This is a genomic window from Streptomyces azureus (genome assembly GCF_001270025.1).
Classification (GTDB): Bacteria; Actinomycetota; Actinomycetes; order Streptomycetales; family Streptomycetaceae; genus Streptomyces; species Streptomyces azureus.
In genome coordinates this window covers 1-23,508 of sequence record NZ_DF968478.1, presented here as the reverse complement: position 1 = coordinate 23,508, position 23,508 = coordinate 1, and the positions used below count along the sequence as shown (strand labels likewise).

Here is a 23,508-nt window from a genome sequence, read left to right as displayed (position 1 = left end):
CGTGGCCCGGGTCGATGTCTGAGGTGTTTCGGCAGCGCCTTCGTCACCACCGCCGGTACAGCCGATCGCGACGGCCAGCAGCATTCCGGCGGTGACCCAGGCTGTGCCCCGTAGCCGCATACGGCCCATTGTCGCCCTGCGGGCCCGCGAGGTGCAGCCCCCGCACGGGGCGTGGGCGGCGCGGGACAGCGGGAGACGCACGTCACATTCATCGATGTCACATCGGGCCGGGGCTCCTGACTCATAAGGGCGTAAGCATCCACAACGACAGAGGAGTTCCCCATGAACGCGCGACTGGACGTCTTCGCCATCCCGAGCGCCGGCAAGGTCATCAAGCAGTTCATGTCCCTGGGGCGGCTGGTCGTGGACTCACCGCTGCCGGCCGCCACCCGGGAGCTGGTCTCGCTCCGCGTGAGTCAGATCAACGGCTGCGCGGTCTGCATCGACATGCACACCAAGGAGGCCGCGGCGGCGGGTGAGACCTCCGTACGCATCAACCTGGTCGCCGCGTGGCGGGAGGCCACGGTCTACACCGAGGCCGAGCGCGCCGCACTGGAGCTGGCCGAGCAGGGGACCCGTATCGCGGACGGCGCCGGTGGGGTGCCGGACGACGTGTGGGAGCGGGCCGCCAAGCACTACGACGAGGACCAGCTCGTCGCCCTGGTGACCCTGATCGCCTTCATGAACACGGCGAACCGGCTGAACGTCATCCTCCAGCAGCCGGCGGGCGACTACCAGCCCGGTCAGTTCAAGTAGCGGCGGCACATCGGGCCCTGGGGACTGGCTGTTCCTAGGGCCCGAGCTGTGCCCGCAGCCATTCCTCCACCTCGCCCACGTGCGCGGCCGCCGCCGCGCGGGCCGCCTCCGGGTCACGGGCTGCCAGGGCGCGGTGGATCGCGGCGGGTTCGCGGCGGCGGGTGCGGGCGAAGGCGCCCTCCTCCTGGTAGCCGCGCCAGACACGGGCGCGGAACGTCCGCGACGACAGGCCCTCCAGGATCGCAGCCATCGTCTCGTTGCCCGCGGCCGCCGCGATCTCACGGTGGAAGGCCAGGTCGAGAGCGAGGATCTCCTCCGGATCGTCCGTGGCGTTCATCGCCGCCAGGTGCTTCTCGACCTCGGCCAACTGGTCCGCCGTGACCCGGGCGGCGGCCAGAGCGGTCGTCGTCGACTCCAGGATCCGCCGGATCTCCAGCAGCTCCACCAGACGCGGGCCGCGCGACAGGTCCGCCACGACGCCGAAGGTCTCCAGCAGGTCGCCGGCCTCCTGCTGCGTGACGTAGATGCCCGACCCGTGCCGGGCCTCCAGCAGGCCCAGCACCGTGAGCGCGCGGATCGCCTCCCGCATCGAGCTGCGGGAGATGCCGAGCTGGACGGCGAGGTCACGTTCGGTCGGCAGCCGCTGGCCCGGCTCCAGCCGGCCCTCGCCGATCACCGCCTTCACCGGACTGCACATCCCCACCCGCGGGACGGTCCGTGCCGACGGCGCTGCGCTGCCGTTCGGCGACGTCCAGGCCGCGCCGAAGGCCGGCGTCGGCTTCGTCCCCCGCGACCGGCACGACGAGGGCCTGGTCTTCGGCATGTCCATCGGTGACAACGCCTCGGCCACGCGGCGACCCGCCGGGCCGTCGCCCCCGTGAAGGTCGCCACCGGCGAGCACGTGCACAACCGGATCGTCTTCAAACAACTCCTCCAGGCCGACGCGCTGGACGTCGTCCAGATCGACGCGGCCCGCGTCGGCGGCGTGCCCGAGAACCTCGCGATCCTGCTGCTCTCGGCCAAGTTCGGCGTCCCGGTCGGCCCGCACGCGGGCGGCGTCGGCCTGTGCGAGCCGGTCCAGCACCTGTCGATGTTCGACTACGTGGCCCTGACCGGAACCACCGAGGACCGCGTCATCGAATGCGTCGATCATCTGCACGACCACTTCCTCGACCCGGTGGTCATCCGCGAAGGTCATTACACGGCACCCACCGCGCCGGGCTTCTCGGCCGCCATGCGGCCCGAGTCGCTGGCGCGGTACACCTACCCGGGCGGCGAGTTCTGGGCCGCCGACCTCGGCAAACAGAAGAAGGGTCGGGCTGCATGAGCGACTTCGAGGGCATCAGGGCCCTGGTGACGGGCGGCGCCTCCGGCATCGGCCGGGCCACCGCGGAACTCCTGGCCGAGCGCGGCGCCCAGGTCGCCGTCCTCGACCTGGACCCGTCGTCGGTCGACAAGCCCCTGCTGGCCTACCGCGCGGACGTCACCGACGACGCGTCCGTGCGCGAGGCCGTCGCGGCGGCGGTCGCCGACCTCGGCGGGCTGGACGTCCTGGTCAACAACGCGGGCATCGGCGCCCAGGGCACCGTCGAGGACAACTCCGACGACGACTGGCACCGCGTCTACGACGTCAACGTCGTCGGCATGGTCCGCACCGCCCGCGCCTGCCTGCCCCACCTGCGCGCCTCCTCGCACGCGGCGATCGTCAACACCTGCTCCATCGCCGCCACCGCGGGCCTGCCGCAGCGCGCCCTGTACAGCGCCACCAAGGGCGCCGTGTACTCGCTGACCCTCGCCATGGCCGCCGACCACGTCCGCGAGGGCATCCGCGTCAACTGCGTCAACCCGGGCACTGTCGACACACCGTGGGTCGGCCGCCTCCTCGACGCCGCCCCCGACCCGGCCGCCGAACGCGCCGCCCTGGAGGCCCGCCAGCCCACCGGCCGCCTGGTCGGCGCCGGCGAGGTCGCGGGCGCCATCGCCTATCTGGCGAGCCCCCTGTCCGGCGCCACCACGGGCACCTCGCTCGCCGTCGACGGCGGCATGCAGGGCCTGCGGCTGCGGCCGGTGACCCGGTGAACCGGCTCGGCGGCAGCGGCGTCGAGGTCAGCGCCCTGTCCTTCGGCGCGGCCGCGATCGGCAACCTGTACTCCGAGGTCGGCGAGGCCCAGGCCCACGAGGCCGTGGAGGCCGCCTGGCAGCGCGGCATCCGATACTTCGACACCGCCCCGCACTACGGCCTCGGCCTGTCCGAACGCCGCCTCGGCGCCGCCCTGCGCGACCACCCCCGCCACCGGTACACCGTCTCCACCAAGGTGGGCCGCCGCCTGGAACCCACGGACGGCACCGGCGACGACCTGGCCAACGGCTTCGCCGTGCCGGCCACCCATCGCCGCGTCTGGGACTTCAGCGCCGACGGCATCCGCCGCACCCTGGAGGCCAGCCTGGAACGCCTCGGCCTCGACCGGGTCGACATCGTCTACCTCCACGATCCGGACGAGCACGCCGAATGGGCCTTCCGCGAGGGCTACCCGGCGCTGGAGAAGCTCCGCTCGCAGGGCGTGGTCGGGGCGATCGGCGCCGGGATGAACCAGGCGGAGATGCTCACCCGCTTCGTCCGCGACACCGACGTCGACGTGGTGCTGTGCGCAGGCCGCTACACCCTGCTCGACCAGAGCGCCCTCACCGGCCTGCTGCCCGCCGCCCAGGAACGCGGCACGTCCGTCGTCATCGGCGGCGCCTTCAACTCCGGCCTGCTGGCGAACCCGCAGCCGGGCGCGAAGTACAACTACACCGTCGCACCCTCCGACCTGGTCCAGCGGGCGCTGCGCCTGAAGTCCGTCGCCCACCGTCACGGCACCACGCTGCGCGCCGCAGCCCTGGCCTTCTGCGCCGCCCACCCGGCCGTCGCGAGCGTCCTCGTCGGAGCCCGCTCCGCACACGAAGTCCGAGACTGCGCCCACCAGTTCGCCGCCCGCGTGCCCGCCGCGTTCTGGCGGGAGCTGCGCGCCAAGGGCCTGCTGCCCGCCGACGCCCCCGTACCCGCCGAGGAGCCGTCCGAGGAATCGGCCAAGGAGCCGTCATGAGAGTCGCCCTGCACACCAAGGTCCGCGCCGACCGCATCGCCGACCACGAGGCCGCCCACCGCGAGGTGCCCGGTGAACTCACCGACGCCATCCGCGCGGCCGGCGCCACCTCCTGGACCATCTGGAGGAGCGGCACAGACCTGTTCCACGTCCTGGAGTGCGAGGACTACGCCCGCCTCCTCGCCGAACTGGAGAAACTGCCGGTCAACGTCGCCTGGCAGGCCCGCATGGCCGAGCTGCTGGACGTGGTGCACGACTACTCCGGCGAGGGCGCGGACGCCGGCCTGCCCGTCGTCTGGGAGCTGCCGTCATGACCGTGGTCGACGCGCACCACCACGTCTGGGACCTGTCCGTGCGGGACCAGGACTGGATCGCCCAAAGCAACCCGATCCGGCGCGACTTCACCATGAAGGATCTCGCACCCGAGGCCCGCGCGGCGGGCGTCGACCGCACCGTCCTCGTCCAGACCGTCACCGTCCCCGAGGAGACCCCGGAATTCCTGGCGCTCGCCGACGAGCACGAGCTGATCGCGGGGGTCGTCGGCTGGACCGACCTCACCCGCCCCGACGTGGCCGACGAGCTGGCCCGGCTGCGGGAGCTGCCCGGCGGGCGGTACCTCAAGGGCACCCGGCACCAGGTCCAGGGCGAGCCGGATCCGCGGTGGCTGCTGCGTCCGGAGGTACGCCGCGGCCTGACCGCCGTGGCCGACGCGGGGCTGGTGTACGACCTGGTCGTGCTGCCCCACCAGCTCCCGGCCTGCACCGAGGCGGCGGCCTTGCTGCCCGGACTCACCTTCGTCCTGGACCACTTGGGCAAGCCGCCCATCGCCTCCGGCGCCCTCGAACCCTGGGCGTCCGACCTCCGCGCCCTCGCCGCGCTGCCCAACACCGTCTGCAAGCTCTCCGGCATGGTCACCGAAGCCGACCTCGCGTCCTGGACGATCGACGACCTGCGCCCGTACGCCGACACGGCGCTGGAGGCCTTCGGCCCGGACCGTCTGATGTTCGGCTCGGACTGGCCGGTGTGCACCCTCGCGGCGACCTACGGCGAGGTACTCGACCACCGCACGCCGGCTGACCGGCCCACCCGACCGACCACGCCCGGATCCCCGGGGCCACCGCCACCCGCGTCTACGACCTCTGAACGGTCTCCGCCAGCCGCGTCGGCGGCAGGTACTCCCGTACATACGTCCGTTCCCAGCACGCGCCCGTCTCCCGCAGCTCGCTCCAGGTCGTGTAGCGGTAGCGGAACAGGCGGGCGCGCACGTACCGCGGGGGCTCGTCCGGCGGGAACGGCGAGCGGCGCAACAGCTTCAGCGTGTCGCGGTCGTTCTCCAGCAACCGCTCCACCAGGGCACCGAACCATGACCCGGCGTACGCGGGGGAGAGGGCCGCGAACCACATCAGCCAGTCGAGCCGCAGATGGTACGGCGCGAACTGGCGCGGCCAGTGCCGGGGATCACCGGGCTTGCCCTTGAACTCGTACTCCCGCCAATCCGAGTCCTCACGCGGTACGTCGTCGGCCGTGCCCTCGACGACCACCTCGTAGCGGATCCGGCTGACGCTGCCGAACGCGCCGTAGGTGTTGACCAGATGGAGCGGGTCGAATGAGCGGTTCATGATCTGCCGGCGGGAGAGCATGTTGCGGACCGGCTGGTAGCTGAGACCCAGGAGCAGCGCGGCGACCGCGAGGACCACCACCTCGTACCAGAGCGGCGCGTCGGGCACCGACGGCGGATCGGCCGGGAACTGCACCGCCGACAGGGCCAGCACGATCGTGATCCAGTTCAGCCAGGCGAAGTTGCCCGACAGCACCAGCCACAGCTGGGTGACGATCATCAGGGCGGCAGCGGCCGTCGCGACCGGCTGTGGGGTGAACAGCAGGAACGGCACCACGAGTTGGGTGACGTGGTTCGCGGCCACTTCGACCCGGTGCAGAGGCCTGGGCAGATGGTGGAAGAACCAGCTCAGCGGGCCCGGCATCGGCTGCGTCTCGTGATGGTGGTCCAGGCACGTCAGCTTCCGCCAGCACTCGTCGCCCCGCATCTTGATCAGCCCCGCGCCGAACTCCACGCGGAACAGGATCCACCGCAGCAGGAACAGCACGACGACGGGCGGTGCCACCTCGTCGTTGCCGAGGAACACGGCGAGGAAACCGACCTCCAGCAGCAGCGACTCCCAGCCGAACGAGTACCAGGTCTGCCCGACGTTGACGATCGACAGGTACAGCACCCACGGCACCAGCCACAGCAGCATGCCGCCCCACAGGGGCAGCAGCGAGTCGAGCCCGGCCAGCAGCGCGGCCGACACCGCGCAGCCCGCCCACGCGCAGACGACGAAGAAGCGGTCCGAGTAGTGCAGCTGGAACAGGCTCGGCGCCCGCTTGAAAGGCACCCGCTCGACGAACTTCGGCACCGGCAGCATGCCGCGCTGCCCGATCAGCGCGCGGAACTGCAACGCCGCCGTCAGGAACGCGACCAGATACACGGCGGCCAGCGCCCGCTGGAAGACCAGCCGGCTCAGCCAGTAGTCGGATGCGGTGAACCAGTCCACGGCCGTGCGCTCCTCCCAGTGCGGCGCCGGACCCCGGTGTCACGCTGCGTGTGCCACCGATCCGGTTGCGTGACCCGAGTGAGTGAAGGAAACAATAGTGATCAATTACCTCATGTGTGACGAAGAGGGCTGGATGGCGAGGTGCGAACACCTGCCGGGACCTTCGTCACGGCCTGCGCGTTCTTCGCGACGCTCCTCCTCTCGGGCTGCGGTGACGGTGGCGGCGAGGGCGACGGCGAGGGCGACGCCGCGGGCGCCGGTGGGGGACTCTTTCTCCAACCGGCCGCGGCCCAGGGGCCGAACTCCTTCACGGACTCCACGGCCACCACGACGGCTACCCCGTCCCCCACCCCCCGAACGCCGGAGACGGCCGGCCCGGGCGACGCGGCCCCGGTCTCCGCCGACCTGAGCGGCCTGCGCTCGCTCTCCGGAGGAACACCCGGCCTGTACGGCGGCCTCGAGCGGACCGGCGGCTGTGACGTCGCCCGGCAGATCGGCCACCTCACCCGCAACCGGTCCAGGACGCACGCCTTCGCCCGGTCGCGGGTGTCTCCCCGGCGTCCGTCCCGGACCACCTGCGCGGACTGACCCCGGTCGTGCTGCGCGCCGACACCGGCGTCACCAACCACGGCTTCCGGGCCGGCCGGGCCGCCGTCCTCCAGGCCGTCCTCCAGGCGGGCACCGCCGTCCTGGTCGACGACCGGGGCGTGCCGCGCGTCCGGTGCGCCTGCGGCAACCCGCTCCGCCCGCCGGTGGCGATGCGCGGCACGCCGGCCGTCAAGGACACCCCTTGCCCGGCTACCGGCCCGGCCGGGTCGTCGTCGTGACCCCCGCCCCGCAGGCGATCACCGACTTCACGATCGTCGACGTCACCACCCGCACCTGGACCGAACGGCGCACCGGCCATGACGTACGCCGCGACCGGGCCCTGCCGCCACCGGTCCGGGCGACGACGCCTCCGGTGCCGACGCCGGAGCCGTCCGAGTCACCGCCCCTCGTCCCGCGCGAGCCCGCCGCCTCCCCGGACCTGGACTCGGACAGCGCCTCCCCCTGGGACGTGAACTCCCCGAGTGACACGAGCCCACCCGTCACCGTCACGGACGCGCCACCGCCCGAGCCCGGCCCGCTGCCCGACGAACCGTCTCCCGAAGACCCCGGCGGCCTGGACGAGGCCGGCCCCGTCACCGTGCCGGACAGTCCCGACCTGCCCGACGGAGCCGGGCTGATTCCCGACGATCCGGCCGACGACAGCATCCTCGGCAGCCTCACGGACGTCTTCGGTAACTGAGGGCCGGTTCGGCGGAGCGGCCCGTAAACTCAGCACATCCGGTCGAAGAATCGGACGAATCCTGGCAAGGTGGGCCCATGGCTGATCGGGGAGCGAGCGCCCTGTCCCTCCCGGACGACTGGCCCGCCCACCCGGACGCGATCCTCGCGCTCAACCGGATGGGCAGCTTCGACTGGGATCTGGACACCGGCCTGATGCAGATGGACGCCCGGGCCCACGAGGTCTTCGACGTGCGCCCCGACGAGTACGACGACCACCCCGAGACCCTCTCCAAGCGCGTCCCGCCCGGCGAGGCCCGGCGCCTGGACACCGCGGTCACCCAGGCCCTCAAGGACGGCAGCGAGAACTACGGCACCTACTTCCGCGTCCGCCGCCGCGACGGCTCCCTGCGCTGGACCCACACCCAGGGCTACATCCGGCGCGACGACACCGGGCGGCCCCGCCGCATCATCGGCATCGTCCGGGACGCCACCCAGGAACTCGCCGAGAGCGAGGCCCGCAGCGACCAGGCCGCCCGGGACGAGGCCCGCCGGCAGCAGACCAGCGTCGTCGAACTCACCACGGCCGCCCTCGCCCACGCCCGCACCGTCCAGGACGTCATCGACGTCCTCAAGGACACCCACGGCCTCACCCACCTGGGCGCCACCAGCCTCGTCATGGGCCTGGTCGAGGCCGGCCGCATCCGCCTGGTCGCCGAGGGACCCTCGGACAGCTTCGTGCCCGGCACCCGCATCACCCGGATCGACGAGCCCTACCCGATGAGCGAGGCCGTACGGACCCTCGCCCCCTGCTTCATCGAGTCGCCGGAGGAGTTCGCCGAGCGCTACCCGATCCTCTGGCCGCACATCACCGGCCTGAACATCACGTCCGCCGCCTATCTGCCGCTCATCGTCCAGGCGCAGCCGATCGGCGCGATGGGCCTGCTCTACAGCGACCGGCACGGCTTCACCCCCGAGGAGCGCAACATCCTCGTCGCCCTCGGCAGCAGCATCGCGCAGAGCCTCCAGCGGGCCATGTTCTACGAGCAGGAGATGGACCTGGCGCAGGGCCTCCAGCAGGCCATGCTGCCCCGGACCATTCCGAGCGTGCCCGGGGCCGACATCGCCGTCCGTTACCGCGCCGCCACCATCGGCGGCTCCCTCGGCCGTGACATCGGCGGCGACTGGTACGACCTGATCCCGCTGCCCGGCGGCCGGGTCGGCGCCGTCATCGGCGACGTCCAGGGCCACGACACGCACGCGGCCGCCGTCATGGGTCAGTTGCGCATCGTGCTGCGCGCCTATGCAGCGGAGGGGCACACCCCGGCCACCGTGATGGCCCGCGCCTCCGTCTTCCTGCACGAACTCGACACCGACCGCTCCGCGACCTGCCTCTACGCGGAGGCCGACCTGTCCACCGGCGTGCTCCAGATGGTCCGGGCCGGCCACATCGATCCGCTCGTGCGGCAGACCGACGGCTCCTGCCGCCGCGTCACCGTCCCGGGCGGTCTGCCGCTCGGCCTGTCCGCCGAGTTCGGCCGCCTCGACTACCCGGTCGGCACCGTGGAACTGGACCCCGGCGAGACCCTGCTGCTGTGCACCGACGGCCTGGTGGAGCAGCCCGGCGCCGACCTCGACGACGGTATGCGCACCCTCACCGCGCTCGTCGCCACCGGTCCCGACGACGTACGGGACCTCGCCGACCGGCTCATCGACGTGGCCGCCGAACGCGGCGGCGACGACGACGTGGCGCTGCTGCTGCTGCGCCGGCGCGGCCCGGACGGCCCGCAGTCCGGCCGTCGGCTCCAGCGGCACGTCGCCCCCGGCGATCCGGCGGCCCTGGCCGACGCCCGGCACATGATCCGCACCGCCGCCGGCGTCTGGGGAGCCCGGGAGCGCGCCGACGAGATCGAACTGGTCGCCGACGAGCTGATCACCAACGCCCTGATGCACACCGAGGGCTCCGCGATCGTCACCCTGCGGGTCCTCACCGGTTCCGAGCGCCGGCTGCGCGTCGAGGTCGAGGACTCCTCCAGCGCCCTGCCGCGCCGCCGCGAGGCGGGCGAGTCGGGCGTCTCCGGGCGGGGCCTGCTGCTGGTCGAGCTGCTCACCGACGTGTGGGGCGTGGAGGCGCGCGGCGGCGGCAAGGCCGTGTGGTGCGAGTTCGTGGTGCCCGACCTCGAATGACCCCACGTGGCACTCTGGACCTATGCCGGAACTCCCCGAGGTCGAGGCGCTCAAGGACTTCCTCACCGAGCACCTCGTCGGCCACGAGATCGTACGGGTGCTGCCCGTCGCGATCAGCGTCCTGAAGACGTACGACCCGCCCCTGTCCGCGCTGGAGGGCCACGAGGTCGCCGCCGTACGCCGGTACGGCAAGTTCCTCGACATCGGGACCGCGGACGGCCCGCACTTCGTGACGCACCTGGCCCGCGCCGGCTGGCTGCACTGGAAGGACCGCCTCCCCGACGGCCCGCCCCGCCCCGGCAAGGGCCCCCTCGCACTGCGCGTGGCCCTGGAGACCGGCGCCGGCTTCGACCTGACCGAGGCCGGCACCCAGAAGCGGCTCGCGGTGTATGTCGTGGCGGATCCGCAGGAGGTCCAGGGCGTCGCCCGGCTCGGCCCGGACCCGCTGGCCGACGACTTCGACGAGCGCCGCTTCACGGAACTCCTGGCCGGTGAACGGCGGCAGCTCAAGGGCGCGTTGCGCGACCAGAGCCTGATCGCGGGCGTGGGCAACGCCTACAGCGACGAGATCCTGCACGCGGCGAGGATGTCGCCCTTCAAACTGGCCGCGTCCCTGAGCGAGGAGGAGACCGGGCGGCTGTACGCGGCCCTGCGCGACACGCTCACCGAGGCCGTCGAACGCTCTCGGGGCGTGGCGGCGGGCCGGCTGAAGGCCGAGAAGAAGAGCGGCCTGCGCGTGCACGGCCGAACGGGCGAGCCCTGCCCGGTGTGCGGCGACACCGTCCGCGAGGTGTCCTTCAGCGACTCCTCGCTCCAGTACTGCCCGACCTGCCAGACCGGCGGCAAACCGCTGGCGGACCGCAGGATGTCCCGGCTGCTGAAGTGAGCTGCCGCGCAAGACGGCGTTCATCTGCCCCGACACCGTGTCCCGCCCGGACTGCCCTGGTGCGGGCTGCAGGGAAGGCCGGCAGAACCGTTGCGGGACTGAACGACGGCGTCCTGACGCACGGCACGCAAGCACGCCGGTCGTGGGCCCCCGGCCTCGCCCTCAACGGGCCGGGCGCGACCACTCGAACATGAGGAGGGTCGCGCCGTCCCGCAGCCGGCTGGTGGACGCCTCGAGGATGGAGTGGATGAGGCGCCGCAGCGTCTCGGGTGCCAGCTCGCCCGCGGCCGTCGCCCGGATGATGTAGTCGGCGAACCGCTCCAGCCCGAACTCCGCGCCGTCGGAACCCCTGGCCTCGGTGGCCCCGTCGGTGTACATCAGCACTCGGTCGCCGGGCTTCAGCGAGGGCGCGTGCACGGCGAGGACGCCGAGGCGTTCCGCTCCGTCCACGAGGGGGATCCAGGCCGTGATGCCGCCCGACTCGGACTCCTCCATGCGCAGGGACTGGGTGCGGTAGGTCCAGCCCGCGAGCGAGTCGTCGACGAGCAGGGGCGGGGTGACGTCGGTGAGCGGGACGAGCCGGCGCTGCTGGATGTCGGCGAGGTAGACCACGGAGTGCTGGAGCCCCAGGGCCTTGGTGCGGCGGGCCGCCGCGTGGTCAGGTCCAGCGCCGCGTTCTCCGGATCGGCGAGGAACTCCTCCAGGCGACCGTCGCCACCTCGCCGGGGCCACGGGGACCCGGGACCTCCCGGGCGGGTCGTCCAGCAGTCTCACACCGGGGCGCGCGGGGTGCCCGGCGACCGGGGCGGACGGACGACAGCCCCTCCGCGGAGCAGGCGGGGTTCTGTCAGACAGGCCCTATTGCGGCTGGAGTCTCACCAGGACCTCTCCGGCCGCCGAGCGGACCTCGTAGCGGGCGGTCTCGTCGGGATGCATGGAGGAGCTGGCCATCATCGTGTTGGGGTGGGTGTCGTGCCCGGGCCCGTGCCAGCTGGTCGCGGTCTCCTCCGTGCCGTCACGGCCGACGATGACCAGGTGGCAGGGCCGGGGACCGGCCGCGTCCTTCACCTTCAGTTCGACCTGGCTGCCCGAGGCCTTGTCCTCGACCGTGACCTGGGCCCAGACACCCGACCGCGCGTCGGTCGCCGCGATCCGCACCGGCTCCTCGGCGCTGCCCCGCGCCATCATCGTGACCCCCGGTACCGACACGGCGAACACCACCGACGCGGCCAGGGCGAACAGCATGCGCCTGCGCCCGGCCCGGCGCCGCGTCGCCACCTCGGCCAGCAGCCGGTCCAGCATGCGCGGCCCGGGCTGCGCCGTCGGGTGCACGAACCGTGGCGTCGCCCGCCGGTACAGCATCAACTGCCGTGTCGTCGGGCCGAATTCCGTCACCTCTGCGGCGCACCGAGGGCACTCCATGAGGTGGTCCTCGAAGCGGAAGGCCTCCGCCTCGTCCAGCACGCCGAGCGCGTAGGCGCCGACGTCGCGATGCCTTTCCAGGGACCTCATGCCGAATCCTCGTGCCGTTGGGTGCGGGTGGGGTTACTCCTTGCTCCCACCGGTACGGACCAGGCCACGGAATCACTCAAGCCGGTGACACAATCGCAACCAAAGGATTCGGAGCGCTCCGGCCCGCGGATTGGTCCGGGGCCGCAGAAATCTAAAAAAGATGGATGGCGAGGTGTCCCAGCGGCAGTCCGAGCTGCCAGGCGGGCGTCCAGACCTTCGGCCCCTCGTCCTCCCCGACCACCGGAGCGCCGCCCGGTACCGCGTTCAGGTCGGGCGCGAGCAGCTCCGTCTCCTGGAGCCAGCGCCAGGCCTCCTGAGCCAGGTCCAGGTCCGGCGCGGGCCGGCCCGACTGCGCGGCCCGGGCGGCGAGCTCGGCCAGCCGCTCGCGCACCCACTCCTGCCACGGCTGGTCGTACGCCGTCAGTGACAGCCACGTCTCCAGTTGCGTGACGACCCTGATGCCCGAGAGCTCTCCCTCGGTGTCGGAGAGGAAGATGGTCAGCGCCAGGGCATCCCGCCCCGCGCGGAACTCGAAGGATGTCGGCGGCATCAGATCGCCGGTCCGCAGCAGCTCGTCGGCGATGTACTCGGCGTAGAACCACGCCATGGGGACGGTCAGTTCACCGCCGGCGCCGTCCGTGCCCTCTTCGCTTCTGTGCAGCATCCCTTCCTGCCTTCCTCCGGTACGTGCGCGTCGCCCGACACCGGGCCCCGGGGCGCTGACGGCCCCATCCGGAACACGGATGGGAACAGCCGATTACTCAACCGGGGTCCTCAGCAAGGCGCTTTACGGAGGTTTGACTCAGCCATTGGTTTCAGCGCAGGTCCCCGGCGTATCCCGGAAGCACCCGGCGCAGGGCGCGCAGCGCGTAGTACGCGCGGGACTTCACGGTACCGGGCGGGATGCCGAGGGTCGCGGCAGCCTCCGCCACACTCGCCCCCTGGAAGTACACGAGCACCAGGACTTCACGGTGTTCCGGAGTGAGTGTCTTCACAGCCTGGCGGACGTCGAGCATCGCAGCGGCCCGCTCGGCGTGGTCGGAGATGACCCGCGCGTTCTCCAGCACCGCGTCGCCGACCTCGGCCGGACGGGCCTGCCGGGCTCGCCGGGCGTCGATCGCGAGCCGCCGCGCGACGGTCATCAGCCAGGGCCGTACGGACTCGAAGTCGTCGGCGCGCAGCGCCTCGGGGTGCTGCCAGGCACGCACCAGCGTCTCCTGGACCAGGTCCTCCGCGCGCTGCCGGTCGCCGTCGCAGAGCCGGAGCAGGAGCGCGAAGAGGGGCCGGCCGTGCTCCCGCTGCAGTGCGGCGAGCTCGTGCTCGGCGGTCGTCCCGTTCGTGAGGGTGGATCCGGCCGTCATGGCCGTATGCCACCGCAGCGCGCAGCCGGGGGACAGGCCACGTACCCGCCTGTGCGGCGGACGGTCGATCGCGTCGACGAACGGTTCGACGAACGGTCACGGCCGTCCGCCGGGCGAGCGCCGGACGGGCTAATGAGCGTGTCGGAGCCGCGTGGGGCGCGATGAGCCTTCTTTCCTGTTTGTGCGTAAATACGACAACAACGCCCACAGTGGGGTGAATGCATGATCGCACGCAGTCGACAGGTGGCCCTGGCCCTGACCGTCGCCCTCGCCGCGGGTGCCGCCTGCCAGGCCCGCAGCAACGAACCGACCGGCCCCGGACGTCCGGCGCCCTCCGCGGTGGAACGCCGCGGCTTCACACTGGTCGCCTCCGGCGACGTCCTCCCGCACAGCTCGATCGTCGACCGGGCCCGCTTCGACGCCGGCGGCACCGGCTACGACTTCCGGCCGATGCTCGCGGGGATCCGCTCCGTCGTCTCCCGCGCCGACGTGGCCCTGTGCCACATGGAGACCGTGTACGGCGCGGACGGCGACTACACCGGCTACCCCACCTTCAAGTCCCCGCCCGAGGTCGCCCGGGCCCTCGCCGCCACCGGCTACGACGGCTGCTCCACCGCCTCCAACCACACCCTCGACGACGGCGCCGACGGCATCCGCCGCACCCTCGACGCCCTCGACCGCTCGGGCGTACGGCACGCCGGCTCGGCACGCGCCGAGGAGGAGGCCCGCGCGGTGACGGTCCTCCAGGCGGGCCCGGCCAGGGTCGCGCACCTCGCCTACACCTACGGCACCAACGGCATCCCACTCCCCGACGGCCAGCCCTGGGCCGTGAACCTCATCGACGAGGCCAAGGTCCTCGCGGACGCCCGGGCCGCGCGCGAGGCGGGCGCCGACGTGGTCGTGGTCTCCCTGCACTGGGGCACCGAATGGCAGGACGCCCCCGACGAGCAGCAGCTGACCCTGGCCCGGAGCCTCACCGCCGCACGCAGCGGGGACCGCCCCGACATCGACCTCATCCTCGGCACCCACGCGCACGTCCCGCAGGCCTACGAGAAGGTCAACGGCACCTGGGTGATCTACGGCATGGGCGACCAGATCGCCGGCGAGATGACCAACCACCAGGGCGCCCGGGACCCGCGCGGCAACCAGTCCACCCTCGGCCGCTTCACCTTCACCCCGCCCGCACGGCCGGGCGGCCGCTGGGAGGTGACGAAGGCCGAGTTCGTACCGCAGATGTTCGACGTCGACGCCGGCCGGGTCGTCAACCTCAACCGGGCGATCGCCCAGGGCGCCGGCGTACAGGCCGTCCGCGACCGCATCCGCGACGTCGTGCTCAGCCGAGGCGCGGCCGAGGACGGCCTGGTGATGGGGGAGTAGGGCCGCCAGAGCCCGGCCGGTCAGCGCCGCGCCAGCTCCGAGCGCCGGTAGGAGTACGCGAAGTAGACGACGAGCCCCAGCGCGAACCAGACGGCGAACCGCGCCCAGGTCTGCCACTGGAGGAAGGTGATCAGCCAGATCGAGAAGACGATGCCCACCGCCGGCACGACCGGCATCCACGGCGTACGGAACGTGCGCGGCAGGTCCGGCTGCCGGTAGCGCAGCACGATCACCGCCGCGCACACCACCACGAACGCCAGCAGGATCCCGATGTTGGTCAGCTCGGCCGCCTCGCCGATCGGCAGGAACCCGGCGATGGCGGCCGACGCGAACCCCACGATCCAGGTGACACGCGTGGGCACGTGCCGCGTCGGGTGCGTCTTCGCGAACCACCTGGGCAGCAGCCCGTCACGGGACATAGAGAACCACACCCGGGTCACGCCCAGCATGAACGTGAACATCACCGTGAGGATGCCGATGATCGCGCCCACCGCGATGACGTCCGCCAGGCCGCTCAGCCCCACCGACTTGAACGCCGTCGAGAAGCCGCTCTCCTTGTCGATGTCCTTGTAGTGCTGCATGACCGTCAGCACCAGGCAGGCCGCCACGTACAGGACCATCGAGATGACGAGCGAGTAGATGATCGCCTTCGGCATGTGCCGCTGCGCGTCCTTGGACTCCTCGGCCGCCGTCGACATGGCGTCGTAGCCGAACACCGCGAAGAACACCGTCGCCGCGCCCGTGAACGCCCCGCCGACCCCGTACGGGAAGAACGGGTTGTAGTTCGCCGTGTCGATGTGGAACACGCCGACCCCGATCACCAGCAGCACGACCAGGACCTTCAGCACCACCACGACCGTCTCGAACCGGGCGGCGTTCTTGATGCCGAGGGTGAGCAGATACGCGATCAGCAGGCACAGCAGCGCCGCGAACAGGTCGACCTTGTGCCCGTCACCGGTGCCGGGGGCGCCCAGCATCCAGTTCGGCAGGTCGGCGCCCATCTCGCCGACCAGGAAGCTGAAGTAGCCGGAGATGCCGATCGCGACCACCGCCACGATCGCCGTGTACTCCAGCAGCAGGTCCCAGCCGATGAACCAGCCCGCGAGCTCGCCGAGCACCGCGTAGCCGTAGGTGTAGGCGGAACCGGCCTTCGGGATGAGCCCGGCGAACTCGGCGTAGGACAGGGCGGCCGCAGCACTCGCGACGCCCGCGATGAGGAAGGAGACGAGCACGGCCGGACCCGCCGTACCGTTGGCCACGGTTCCCGCGAGCGTGAAGATGCCCGCGCCGATGATGCCGCCCACGCCGATGGCGGTCAGCTGCCACAGCCCCAGGGACCGTTCCAGCTGGGTGCCCTTGCCGACTGCCGTCTCCTCGATCTGCTCGATGGGTTTGCGACGGAGAATCCCCTGACGAGTCAGGAGCCCGGCCATGCGCCTCACCTCTTCGCGATCGGCAAATCGGCTGATGGCGGATCATGATGGCCCAGGTGCCCCCGCGGCGGAAGACGCCGCGCAAGGCCCATGCGGCCTCATGGGGCCACGGCGTAGCTCAGGTCGTGCGCGACGAGGGACACGGGCTCCAGACGCAGCCACACCGTTCCCCGCTGCGCGGGATCGTCGTACAGGTAGTGCACGAAGCGCTCGTCCCACCGCTTCTCGTCCGCGCCCAGATAGCGGACGAGTTTGCGCCGTCCTCGCTCGACGTCGAACGGCAGGAGCTCGGCCCGGCCCCGCGCGATCACCTGCCGGACCAGCCCGGTCGCCAGATCGCACTCGTCCACCACCAGCGCGACCGCAGGATCGGCCCGCACGCGGTCGAAGAGACGGGCCCAGGGCCCGGTCAGCACCCATAAGGCGCCCTCCTCCCACAGGAACCAGACGGGCCGGACCGTCGGCCCGTTCGTGGCGAGACGCGCGGTGAGCGGCTCACGCAGAAACGTGTCCACGTCGAAGGCAGCAGAAGTCACCGCAGCATCCTCCGGCTCACATGAACCTCGTGTACACCGACCGGGGACCTAGGTCCCCGGCATGCCGGTAAAGGTCTACGGCACGACCGTCACCGGCCACCGCCCCGCCTTCACCAGCCGCACCGCCACCGATCCGACGATCCGGTGGCCCGCCTGTTCGGAGGCGCCCACGACCACCGCGTCCGCCTCGAGTTCGTCCGCCGCCTTCACCAGGCCGCCGTACGGGTCGCCGCGGAACGTGTGGAACTCCCAGCGGACCTCGAATATCCCCTTGAGCCGCTCGGCCGCGTCCCGGATCTGCGCCACCAGGTCCTCGGCGATCTCGTCGGTCGTCCCGGCCACCGGCACCCCGAGCGCCGCGCCCGCCGCCAGTACCGGCTGCACGTACGGCAAGGACGGCGTCTCCCTGGACCTGATGCGCCGTGACCGCACCGCCCCCAACGGCGTCATGGAGTTCATGGTCGCCGAACTGTGCCACGCCGCACCGAAACTGGGCGGGCGCAGGATCTCGCTGAACTCCGCCGTCTTCCGCTCCGTGTTCGAGGAGGGCGCCCGCATCGGCGCCGGACCGGTGCTCCGCCTCTGGCGCCGCCTGCTGCTGTTCTTCTCCAAGTGGTGGCAACTGGAGGCCCTCTACCGGTCCAACGCCAAGTACCACCCCGAGTGGTACCCCCGCTTCCCCTGCTATGCCGAGGCCGCCTCCCTCGCCCGGGTCGGGCTCGCCTCCGGCATCGCCGAGGGTTTTGTCTCCGTACCGTCGATGCGCACGTTGTGGGGAAGAGGAAGAGGGCACTCGAAGGGCGGACAGCGGCCCGCCACCACGGAGGGGCTGCCGTCACTGGCGGCGCTCGGCCTCGCCGGAGGGGACGGGACCGAGCCCGCCGACCCCCTCGCCGGCCTGTCCGACCAGGTCCGCGTCCGCCACGGCAAGCTCGACCGGCTGCGCGCCGCCGGCACCGACCCCTACCCGGTGGGCGTACCGGCCCCCACCCACACCCTCGCCGAAGTCGGGCAGGGCCAACAGGTCACCGTCGCCGGGCGGATCATGCTGGTCCGCCACTTCGGCGGCATCGTCTTCGTCGTCCTGCGCGATTGGTCCGGCGACCACCAGCTCGCCCTCACCCGCGACCGCTCAGGCCCCGCCCCGGACCGCTTCACCGCCGACACCGACATCGGCGACCACATCACCGCCACCGGCCGGGCCGGCGTCAGCGACAAGGGCGAGCCGACCGTCTTCGTCACCTCCTGGCAGCTCACCGGCAAGTGCCTGCGCCCCCTGCCCGACAAACGCCGGGGCCTGGCCGACCCGGAGGCCAAGCTCCGCCGCCGCTACCTCGACCTGGTCGCGAGCCCCGACGCCCGGGAGGTGATCCGCGCCCGCTCCACCACCGCCCAGGCCCTGCGCCAGGCCTATCAGGCCTTCGCCGACTACGACGTGATGCTCGACCTCGTCCGCGAACTCGTCCAGGACGCCGCGACCGCCGCCTTCGGCACGGCCGTGGCCCGCAAGGACGGCGAGGAGTACGAGATCTCCGGGCCGTGGCCGGTCAAGACCGTCTACGGCGCCATCAGCGAGGCACCTCGGCGAGGAGACCCACCCGGGCACGGACCTGCCGGAGCTGCTTTGGCAGTGCGACCGTGCGGGCGTGCCGTACACCGCCGACGACGGCCACGGCGACGTCGCCCTGGAGATGTACGAGCGGCTGGTGGAGGAGCGGACCCGGCTGCCCACCTTCTACAAGGACTTCCCGACCCACGTCTCCCCGCTCACCCGGCAGCACCGCACCGACCCGCGCCTCGCCGAACGCTGGGACCTCGTCGCCTTCGGCACCGAACTCGCCACCGCCTACTCGGAGCTGACCGACCCCGTCGAGCAGCGCCGCCGCCTCACCGCCCAGTCGCTGCTCGCCGCGGGAGGCGATCCCGAGGCGATGGAACTCGACGAGGACTTCCTCGACGCCCTCGAGTACGCCATGCCGCCCACCGGCGGCCTCGGCATCGGCGTCGACCGGCTGGTCATGTTCCTCACCGGGCTGACGATCCGGGAGACCCTGCCGTTCCCCCTGGTGCGCCGCCGCTGACCCTTCCGCGTGGGCCGTTCGGGGGAAAACGTGCCGCCGCATCGGTGTTGCTCAGGTGCGTCGGCCTTCCGCCGGGCGACTGATGAGTCATGAAGAAGGATCAGTTGCTCACCCGGCGCCGGCTGTTGATCGCGGGCACCGGCGCCGTGGGAGCGGCCGCCACGGCCGGTGTGCTCACGGCGGTCACCGGGGACGGCCCCGCCGGGTCCGTCCCGGTCGCGGGGCCCCAGGCCCGCAGCCCGCGAAACTCCTCCGCGTACCGTCTCCAGCCCTTGACCGGATATGGTCCGCCGCAGGCCGCGCCCCGCCGGACCCTGGTACGCCGTGAGCCGCTGCTGCGCGTGTCCGGACGCGGCCGCACCATGGTGCTGACCTTCGACGACGGCCCCGATCCCCGCTACACCCCGGACATCCTCGACACCCTGGCCGAGTACGACGTGCGCGCCATGTTCTTCGTGTGCGGGAAGATGGTCGCCGACAGCAAGGAGTTGCTGGCCCGGATGGCCGACGAGGGCCATGTCGTCGGGAACCACACCTGGTCCCACCCACTGCTCACCCGCCTCACCCGCCGGCAGATCCGCTCCCAGATGGAACGGACCTGCGACGTCATCGAGGAGGCCTACGGCGAGCGCCCCGAGTGGTTCCGCGCTCCCTACGGCGCCTGGAACCGCGCCGCCTTCCAACTGGGCGCCGAGCTCGGCATGGAACCCCTCGGCTGGACGCTCGACACTCTCGACTGGACCACCCCCGGCGCCCGGTCCATCGTCAACCGGGTCGAGAACGGCGCCGCCCCCGGTGTCGTGGTGCTCGCGCACGACGCCGGGGGCGACCGCTCGCAGAGCGTGCGGGCCCTGCGGCGCTATCTGCCCGAACTGCTGGACTCCGGCTACCACGTCACCGTGCCCCGGCGGCACTACGCCTGAGACCTGCCGCCGGGCCTTCGCCCGCCGGGCCGGGGACGCTCAGCGCACCTCGACCAGGCGGGCGAAGGCGACGACGTTGCCCTCATAGCCGTTCTGCGGGGAGAAACCGCCGCCGCAGGTGATGACCCGCAGCTCCGCCGTGCCCTTGGAGGCGTAGACACGGTCGCCGGGGAAGTTGTCCTTCTCGAACACCTCGACGCCGTAGATCTCGAACACGACCGTCTTGCCGTCCTGCCGGGCGACCTCGACGCGGTTTCCCTTCTTCAGGGCCCCGAGTCCGTAGAACACGGCAGGGCCCTGCTGGTTGTCGACATGGCCGACGACGACCGCGGTGCCCTTCTCGCCGGGGGTGACGGCACCGGTGAACCAGCCGGCCAGGTTCGGGTCCTCCGGGGGCGGCGCGCCGACCCAGCCGTCCGCGTCCAGGCCCACGGGAATCATCGGCGCGTCGACCTGGATCGCCGGGATCCTGACCCGGTCCGGGAGCGCGTAGGGGAGGGGCTTGACGGTCCCGGCGAAGGGGTCCCCGGGCACGCGGCTGTCCGCCGCGGCCGCGGTCGCCGGCTGCGGCGGGCCCTCGTCGAATTCCCCCGAACCATTCCGGATGAGCGCGAGGCCGGTCAGCAGAACCAGCGCTATCACGCCCCACGGGGCGCGCTTCTTCCGCCGCGCCTCCTCTTCCGCCTCGGCCAGCTCGGACGCAGACATGGGCCATCCCCTCTCGACCCGGCCGTCGCTGTGTCGTTCGCGCATATCAGAACGCTAAGTGCCGCGCGCGCAACCGGCGACGGGGCGGGAGCGAACGGGTGGCCACGGGGCTGTCCGGGATGGTCCCAGGGCTGTCAGGGGCGGCCCGGGGCCTTGAGGTGCAGCCATCCGAGTTGCCACCGCGAGGAATTTTCTGACGGCCCATGACCTGCGGCGATGCCCGATTGCGCGGTTGTCCCGCGGTGTCTTCACTCACCAGGACGGACCATTCCCGAAATGCGGGTCCGGCCAGGGCAACTGACTGTCTTTCTGGGAGGCGCTTTCTCGCCGATCGACCGGGGACGGGTCCCGGGGCGTCTTCCGCGGAGGTTCACATGCGTAACACTCGTGCCCTGGCGGTCGCCGGCGCCGCGGTCGCCGCCCTCGGCCTCTCCGCCCCCGCGGCCGCCGCGTGGGACACGCCCAGCAACGTCGTCGCCCAGCCCAACGTGATCGCCCGCGGCGGCCAGCTGACCATCACGGTCGACGGCTGCCGCAGGGGCGGCACGGCGACCTCTGATGCGTTCACGATGCCGGCGACGCTCTCGCCCACCTCCGGCCCCAGGGAGACGGCGAGGGGCACCGCCACCATCAGGAACAACGCCCACCCGGGGCCGTACGACATCAGGGTCACCTGCGACGGCAAGACCCTGACCAAGCCCCAGGCCTTCACGGTCATCGGCGGTGTCCGCGGCGGTATCGGCGGCAGCAGCACCACCGGTGCGACCCCGACCGACGTGGCCATCGGCGGCGGACTCCTGGCCGCGGCGGTCGTCGGCGGCGGGGTGTTCTGGATGCGCCGCCGCGCCGAGCAGCGCGTCTGACGTCTCGTTCCCCGCTCCTTCGACGAGCCGCCTCGCACGTGAACGGTCTTCGCCCCGGATCCCTCGACGGATCCGGGGCGAAGACCTGTGCGTGCGGGTGGGCCGGGTGGGTCAGCCGGCGTCCTCGTCGGTGCGGCGGCGTGCGAAGTGGTACGCCGTGCCCAGCGCGCCGGCGATGAGGGCGGCGCCGAGGCCGATCTCCTTGAGGTTGAAGCCGGCGAGGGTGCCGCCCTCTCCGGCGTGCACGCCCTTCGACGGGTGGCGGTGGTGATGTGACGGGTGACGGCCGCCGGCGATGGTCAGGCGCGCGGTGCCGCTCGACTCGTCACAGACGAACTCCACGTCGTACACGGCGCCGGGCTTGGCGTCCCAGTCGACGCTGGCCGTCGCCGACGACTGCTCCGGCGGGATGGCGACCAGGTCGAAGACCGGTGAGGAGACTGCCGCCTTCCCCCGGCACGCTTCGTTGCGCTCCACCCACAGCGTGACCTGGCCGCCCGCGGCGACGGTGGAGGGCTCGACGCTGAAAGCGAAATCGGTCTTGATGGCCGCGTCGGCCGGTACGCAGGAGGTGAGGGCGCCGGCGCCCAGCAGCACGGCCGAGGCCGAAGCGACGCATATCGCGCGCATGGTGAATCCTCCGGGTCCCCGAGGAGCAACCGCGGACCTGTTCCGCTCACGTCACAAATGCACCTCGATGACCGAAACGCTAAGAACGGGCGCACGGCGGCGCGATCGCAGTAGTGCGAATGGGGCACACGTGTGGGCCGCCAGGGGGACCCCCGTTGGCGCGAACGGGGGACGGCGACGGTGTGTCGCGCGCCCCCCGGCCCGGTTCCGTGGTGCGGGTGCCGTCAGTCCCCGGCACCCGGGAAGAGGTTCAGGAACGGATCCGCCGACGCGGTCACGCCCCTGCTGAAGGGCGAGTCGAAGTCCCAGATCAGGAACAGCAGGAAGGCGATCAGCGCCGAGAACACCCCGGCGAGGACCAGTTCACGCGTCGTTCTGCGGATCTGGAGGGCGAAGATCATCCCGATCGTGACGACGGCTCCGGTGATCAGCCCGAACCACACCACGCCCGGCATGGTCTCCCCGGTCGCCTCCGCCCGGGCGATCCGCGCCTGGCTGGCCGCGGTCACCTGGTCGAGGAGCGGCTGGTAGGCCTGGGCCTGGAAGTCCGTCTTCGGTTCGTAGTCGGTGACGTCCTGGCGGACGCGGTCGAAGAGTTCACGGCCGCGCTCGGTGACCTTGCCCTTGTCGGCCATGGTGTCCCACTCGGTGGTGACGACGTGGCTCACATACGTGTGGATGTCGTCCCGGATGCGGTCGCGGACGTCGGCCGGGTAGACCCGGACCCGCTCCGAGATCTCGTGCAGCGCGGTGGCCTCCGCCTGGACGTGGTCCTGGGCGGCGCTGCGCCCCTCCCACACACCGGCGATCGCCAGACCCAGGACGATGGCGTACACCACGCCGATCCACATGGTCATGTACTCGATGACGTCCGGGGTCTCGCTGGGGTCCTCGTCGTCCGATGCCGTGCGGTGGCGTACGAACGTGATGACGACCACCACGACACAGGCGGCCAGCATCGCGAGGGTGAGAACAAGCCATTCCGGCAAGAGATGCCTCCAGAGCTTCTGGGATCAGCGCGCGCGCAGCGCGGCGACGGCGACCACCGCGGGCACCGTGACGAGCAGGACGAAGGTGAGCGGCGACATGCTGTTGCTCGCCGGCCGTGGCCGCGGCGCGGCGCGGTACCGGGGGTAGCGCACGGGCGTCGCGGACGGACGCGGGGTGGGCTTCGCCGACGGCTTGGGTGCCGGGGCGGGGGGCGGGGGAGGCACCGGTCTGGGGGCAGGCCGGGGCGGCGGCTCCGGGCGTGGCGCGGGCGGCGGAGGCGGAGGTGGCGGCTCCGGTCTGGCCGTGGGGGTCGGTTCCGGGAGCGAGGGCGAGGGTGGCGGTGGTGTCGGCTCAGGTGACG

At 72.1% G+C, this 23,508-nt stretch carries 22 protein-coding genes and 5 pseudogenes; 14 read left to right on the top strand and 13 right to left on the bottom strand.

What is annotated here, in order from left to right; translation table 11 throughout:
* Positions 1–282: 282 nt before the first annotated feature.
* On the top strand, positions 283–756 hold the full coding sequence (locus AOQ53_RS36700; protein ID WP_059424072.1) for a carboxymuconolactone decarboxylase family protein: 474 nt from the start codon (positions 283–285) through the stop codon (positions 754–756).
* Positions 757–790: 34 nt separating this feature from the next.
* Here the strand turns inward: AOQ53_RS36700 and AOQ53_RS36695 are convergent, their stop codons facing one another.
* The gene (locus tag AOQ53_RS36695) at positions 791–1,453 is read right to left on the bottom strand and encodes a FadR/GntR family transcriptional regulator (protein ID WP_059424081.1); all 663 of its coding nucleotides are present in this window, start codon (positions 1,451–1,453) and stop codon (positions 791–793) included.
* Here AOQ53_RS36695 and AOQ53_RS43335 point away from each other — a divergent pair.
* The 6 genes and pseudogenes from AOQ53_RS43335 to AOQ53_RS42335 form a co-directional block, all read left to right on the top strand.
* Positions 1,434–1,601: pseudogene (locus AOQ53_RS43335) on the top strand (sugar ABC transporter ATP-binding protein); the annotation flags it as partial. The gene AOQ53_RS36695 and the pseudogene AOQ53_RS43335 overlap by 20 nt on opposite strands.
* Positions 1,598–2,083: pseudogene (locus AOQ53_RS36690) on the top strand (enolase C-terminal domain-like protein); the annotation flags it as partial. The pseudogenes AOQ53_RS43335 and AOQ53_RS36690, both read left to right, overlap by 4 nt.
* The gene (locus AOQ53_RS36685) at positions 2,080–2,835 is read left to right on the top strand and encodes an SDR family NAD(P)-dependent oxidoreductase (RefSeq protein WP_059424070.1); all 756 of its coding nucleotides are present in this window, start codon (positions 2,080–2,082) and stop codon (positions 2,833–2,835) included. The pseudogene AOQ53_RS36690 and the gene AOQ53_RS36685, both read left to right, overlap by 4 nt.
* Positions 2,832–3,842: an aldo/keto reductase gene (locus AOQ53_RS36680; protein ID WP_059424068.1), complete on the top strand. Its 1,011-nt coding sequence runs from the start codon at positions 2,832–2,834 to the stop codon at positions 3,840–3,842. The genes AOQ53_RS36685 and AOQ53_RS36680 overlap by 4 nt, the downstream gene beginning before the upstream one ends.
* Positions 3,839–4,156, top strand: a complete 318-nt coding sequence (locus tag AOQ53_RS36675; protein ID WP_059424066.1) for an L-rhamnose mutarotase — start codon at positions 3,839–3,841, stop codon at positions 4,154–4,156. The genes AOQ53_RS36680 and AOQ53_RS36675 overlap by 4 nt, the downstream gene beginning before the upstream one ends.
* Positions 4,153–4,985, top strand: a pseudogene (locus AOQ53_RS42335) (amidohydrolase family protein). The gene AOQ53_RS36675 and the pseudogene AOQ53_RS42335 overlap by 4 nt, the downstream one beginning before the upstream one ends.
* Here the strand turns inward: AOQ53_RS42335 and AOQ53_RS36665 are convergent.
* The gene (locus AOQ53_RS36665; RefSeq protein ID WP_059424063.1) at positions 4,973–6,394 is read right to left on the bottom strand and encodes a lipase maturation factor family protein; all 1,422 of its coding nucleotides are present in this window, start codon (positions 6,392–6,394) and stop codon (positions 4,973–4,975) included. The pseudogene AOQ53_RS42335 and the gene AOQ53_RS36665 overlap by 13 nt on opposite strands.
* A gap of 141 nt (positions 6,395–6,535) precedes the next feature.
* Between AOQ53_RS36665 and AOQ53_RS48310 the strand changes: the two are divergent.
* The 3 genes and pseudogenes from AOQ53_RS48310 (at position 6,536) to AOQ53_RS36650 (ending at position 10,733) form a co-directional block, all read left to right on the top strand.
* Positions 6,536–7,682 (top strand): annotated as a pseudogene (locus tag AOQ53_RS48310) (DUF6777 domain-containing protein).
* Between the two features lie 77 nt (positions 7,683–7,759).
* Entirely contained in the window at positions 7,760–9,847 is a 2,088-nt protein-coding gene (locus AOQ53_RS36655; RefSeq protein ID WP_059424061.1) for a SpoIIE family protein phosphatase, read from the top strand.
* A 22-nt stretch (positions 9,848–9,869) separates the two neighbouring features.
* A complete protein-coding gene (locus AOQ53_RS36650) occupies positions 9,870–10,733 on the top strand; it encodes an Fpg/Nei family DNA glycosylase (protein ID WP_059424059.1) in 864 nt (287 codons plus the stop codon).
* Between the two features lie 162 nt (positions 10,734–10,895).
* On the opposite strand, the gene AOQ53_RS36645 is transcribed toward AOQ53_RS36650, so the two are convergent.
* From AOQ53_RS36645 to AOQ53_RS36630, 4 genes are all read right to left on the bottom strand, one after another.
* Complete coding sequence (locus AOQ53_RS36645; protein WP_059424056.1) at positions 10,896–11,345, bottom strand: SpoIIE family protein phosphatase; 450 nt, start codon at positions 11,343–11,345, stop codon at positions 10,896–10,898.
* 246 nt (positions 11,346–11,591) lie between these two features.
* A complete protein-coding gene (locus AOQ53_RS36640; RefSeq protein WP_059424054.1) occupies positions 11,592–12,245 on the bottom strand; it encodes a zf-HC2 domain-containing protein in 654 nt (217 codons plus the stop codon).
* A gap of 151 nt (positions 12,246–12,396) precedes the next feature.
* Positions 12,397–12,909: a hypothetical protein gene (locus AOQ53_RS36635; RefSeq protein ID WP_059424052.1), complete on the bottom strand. Its 513-nt coding sequence runs from the start codon at positions 12,907–12,909 to the stop codon at positions 12,397–12,399.
* Positions 12,910–13,060: 151 nt separating this feature from the next.
* The gene (locus AOQ53_RS36630) at positions 13,061–13,606 is read right to left on the bottom strand and encodes a sigma-70 family RNA polymerase sigma factor (RefSeq protein ID WP_059424050.1); all 546 of its coding nucleotides are present in this window, start codon (positions 13,604–13,606) and stop codon (positions 13,061–13,063) included.
* A gap of 222 nt (positions 13,607–13,828) precedes the next feature.
* Between AOQ53_RS36630 and AOQ53_RS36625 the strand changes: the two genes are divergently transcribed.
* Positions 13,829–14,983: a CapA family protein gene (locus tag AOQ53_RS36625; RefSeq protein ID WP_059424049.1), complete on the top strand. Its 1,155-nt coding sequence runs from the start codon at positions 13,829–13,831 to the stop codon at positions 14,981–14,983.
* 20 nt (positions 14,984–15,003) lie between these two features.
* On the opposite strand, the gene AOQ53_RS36620 is transcribed toward AOQ53_RS36625, so the two are convergent.
* From AOQ53_RS36620 to AOQ53_RS36610, 3 genes are all read right to left on the bottom strand, one after another.
* The gene (locus AOQ53_RS36620; protein ID WP_059424048.1) at positions 15,004–16,416 is read right to left on the bottom strand and encodes an amino acid permease; all 1,413 of its coding nucleotides are present in this window, start codon (positions 16,414–16,416) and stop codon (positions 15,004–15,006) included.
* A gap of 98 nt (positions 16,417–16,514) precedes the next feature.
* Positions 16,515–16,952 carry a pyridoxamine 5'-phosphate oxidase family protein gene (locus AOQ53_RS36615; RefSeq protein ID WP_059424047.1) on the bottom strand — a complete coding sequence of 146 codons (438 nt, stop codon included), beginning with the start codon at positions 16,950–16,952 and terminating at the stop codon, positions 16,515–16,517.
* A gap of 75 nt (positions 16,953–17,027) precedes the next feature.
* The gene (locus AOQ53_RS36610) at positions 17,028–17,402 is read right to left on the bottom strand and encodes a universal stress protein (protein ID WP_059424079.1); all 375 of its coding nucleotides are present in this window, start codon (positions 17,400–17,402) and stop codon (positions 17,028–17,030) included.
* On the opposite strand from AOQ53_RS36610, the pseudogene AOQ53_RS36605 reads away from it, so the two are divergent.
* Positions 17,338–19,033, top strand: a pseudogene (locus AOQ53_RS36605) (amino acid--tRNA ligase-related protein); the annotation flags it as partial. The gene AOQ53_RS36610 and the pseudogene AOQ53_RS36605 sit on opposite strands and share 65 nt — an antisense overlap.
* An 89-nt stretch (positions 19,034–19,122) precedes the next feature.
* Positions 19,123–19,956, top strand: coding sequence for a polysaccharide deacetylase family protein (locus AOQ53_RS36600; RefSeq protein WP_059424046.1), 834 nt, complete (start codon positions 19,123–19,125; stop codon positions 19,954–19,956).
* Between the two features lie 39 nt (positions 19,957–19,995).
* Here the strand turns inward: AOQ53_RS36600 and AOQ53_RS36595 are convergent, their stop codons facing one another.
* Positions 19,996–20,664 (bottom strand): class F sortase, encoded by a 669-nt coding sequence (locus tag AOQ53_RS36595; RefSeq protein ID WP_059424044.1) that lies wholly within the window; start codon positions 20,662–20,664, stop codon positions 19,996–19,998.
* A 374-nt stretch (positions 20,665–21,038) separates the two neighbouring features.
* On the opposite strand from AOQ53_RS36595, the gene AOQ53_RS36590 reads away from it, so the two are divergent.
* Positions 21,039–21,527 (top strand): hypothetical protein, encoded by a 489-nt coding sequence (locus AOQ53_RS36590; RefSeq protein WP_059424041.1) that lies wholly within the window; start codon positions 21,039–21,041, stop codon positions 21,525–21,527.
* A 111-nt stretch (positions 21,528–21,638) separates the two neighbouring features.
* Here the strand turns inward: AOQ53_RS36590 and AOQ53_RS36585 are convergent, their stop codons facing one another.
* The 3 genes from AOQ53_RS36585 to AOQ53_RS47585 form a co-directional block, all read right to left on the bottom strand.
* The gene (locus AOQ53_RS36585; protein ID WP_059424039.1) at positions 21,639–22,157 is read right to left on the bottom strand and encodes a hypothetical protein; all 519 of its coding nucleotides are present in this window, start codon (positions 22,155–22,157) and stop codon (positions 21,639–21,641) included.
* 224 nt (positions 22,158–22,381) lie between these two features.
* Complete coding sequence (locus AOQ53_RS36580) at positions 22,382–23,146, bottom strand: bestrophin-like domain (protein ID WP_099054772.1); 765 nt, start codon at positions 23,144–23,146, stop codon at positions 22,382–22,384.
* A 24-nt stretch (positions 23,147–23,170) separates the two neighbouring features.
* Entirely contained in the window at positions 23,171–23,299 is a 129-nt protein-coding gene (locus tag AOQ53_RS47585; RefSeq protein WP_269085495.1) for a hypothetical protein, read from the bottom strand.
* Positions 23,300–23,508 lie beyond the last annotated feature (209 nt).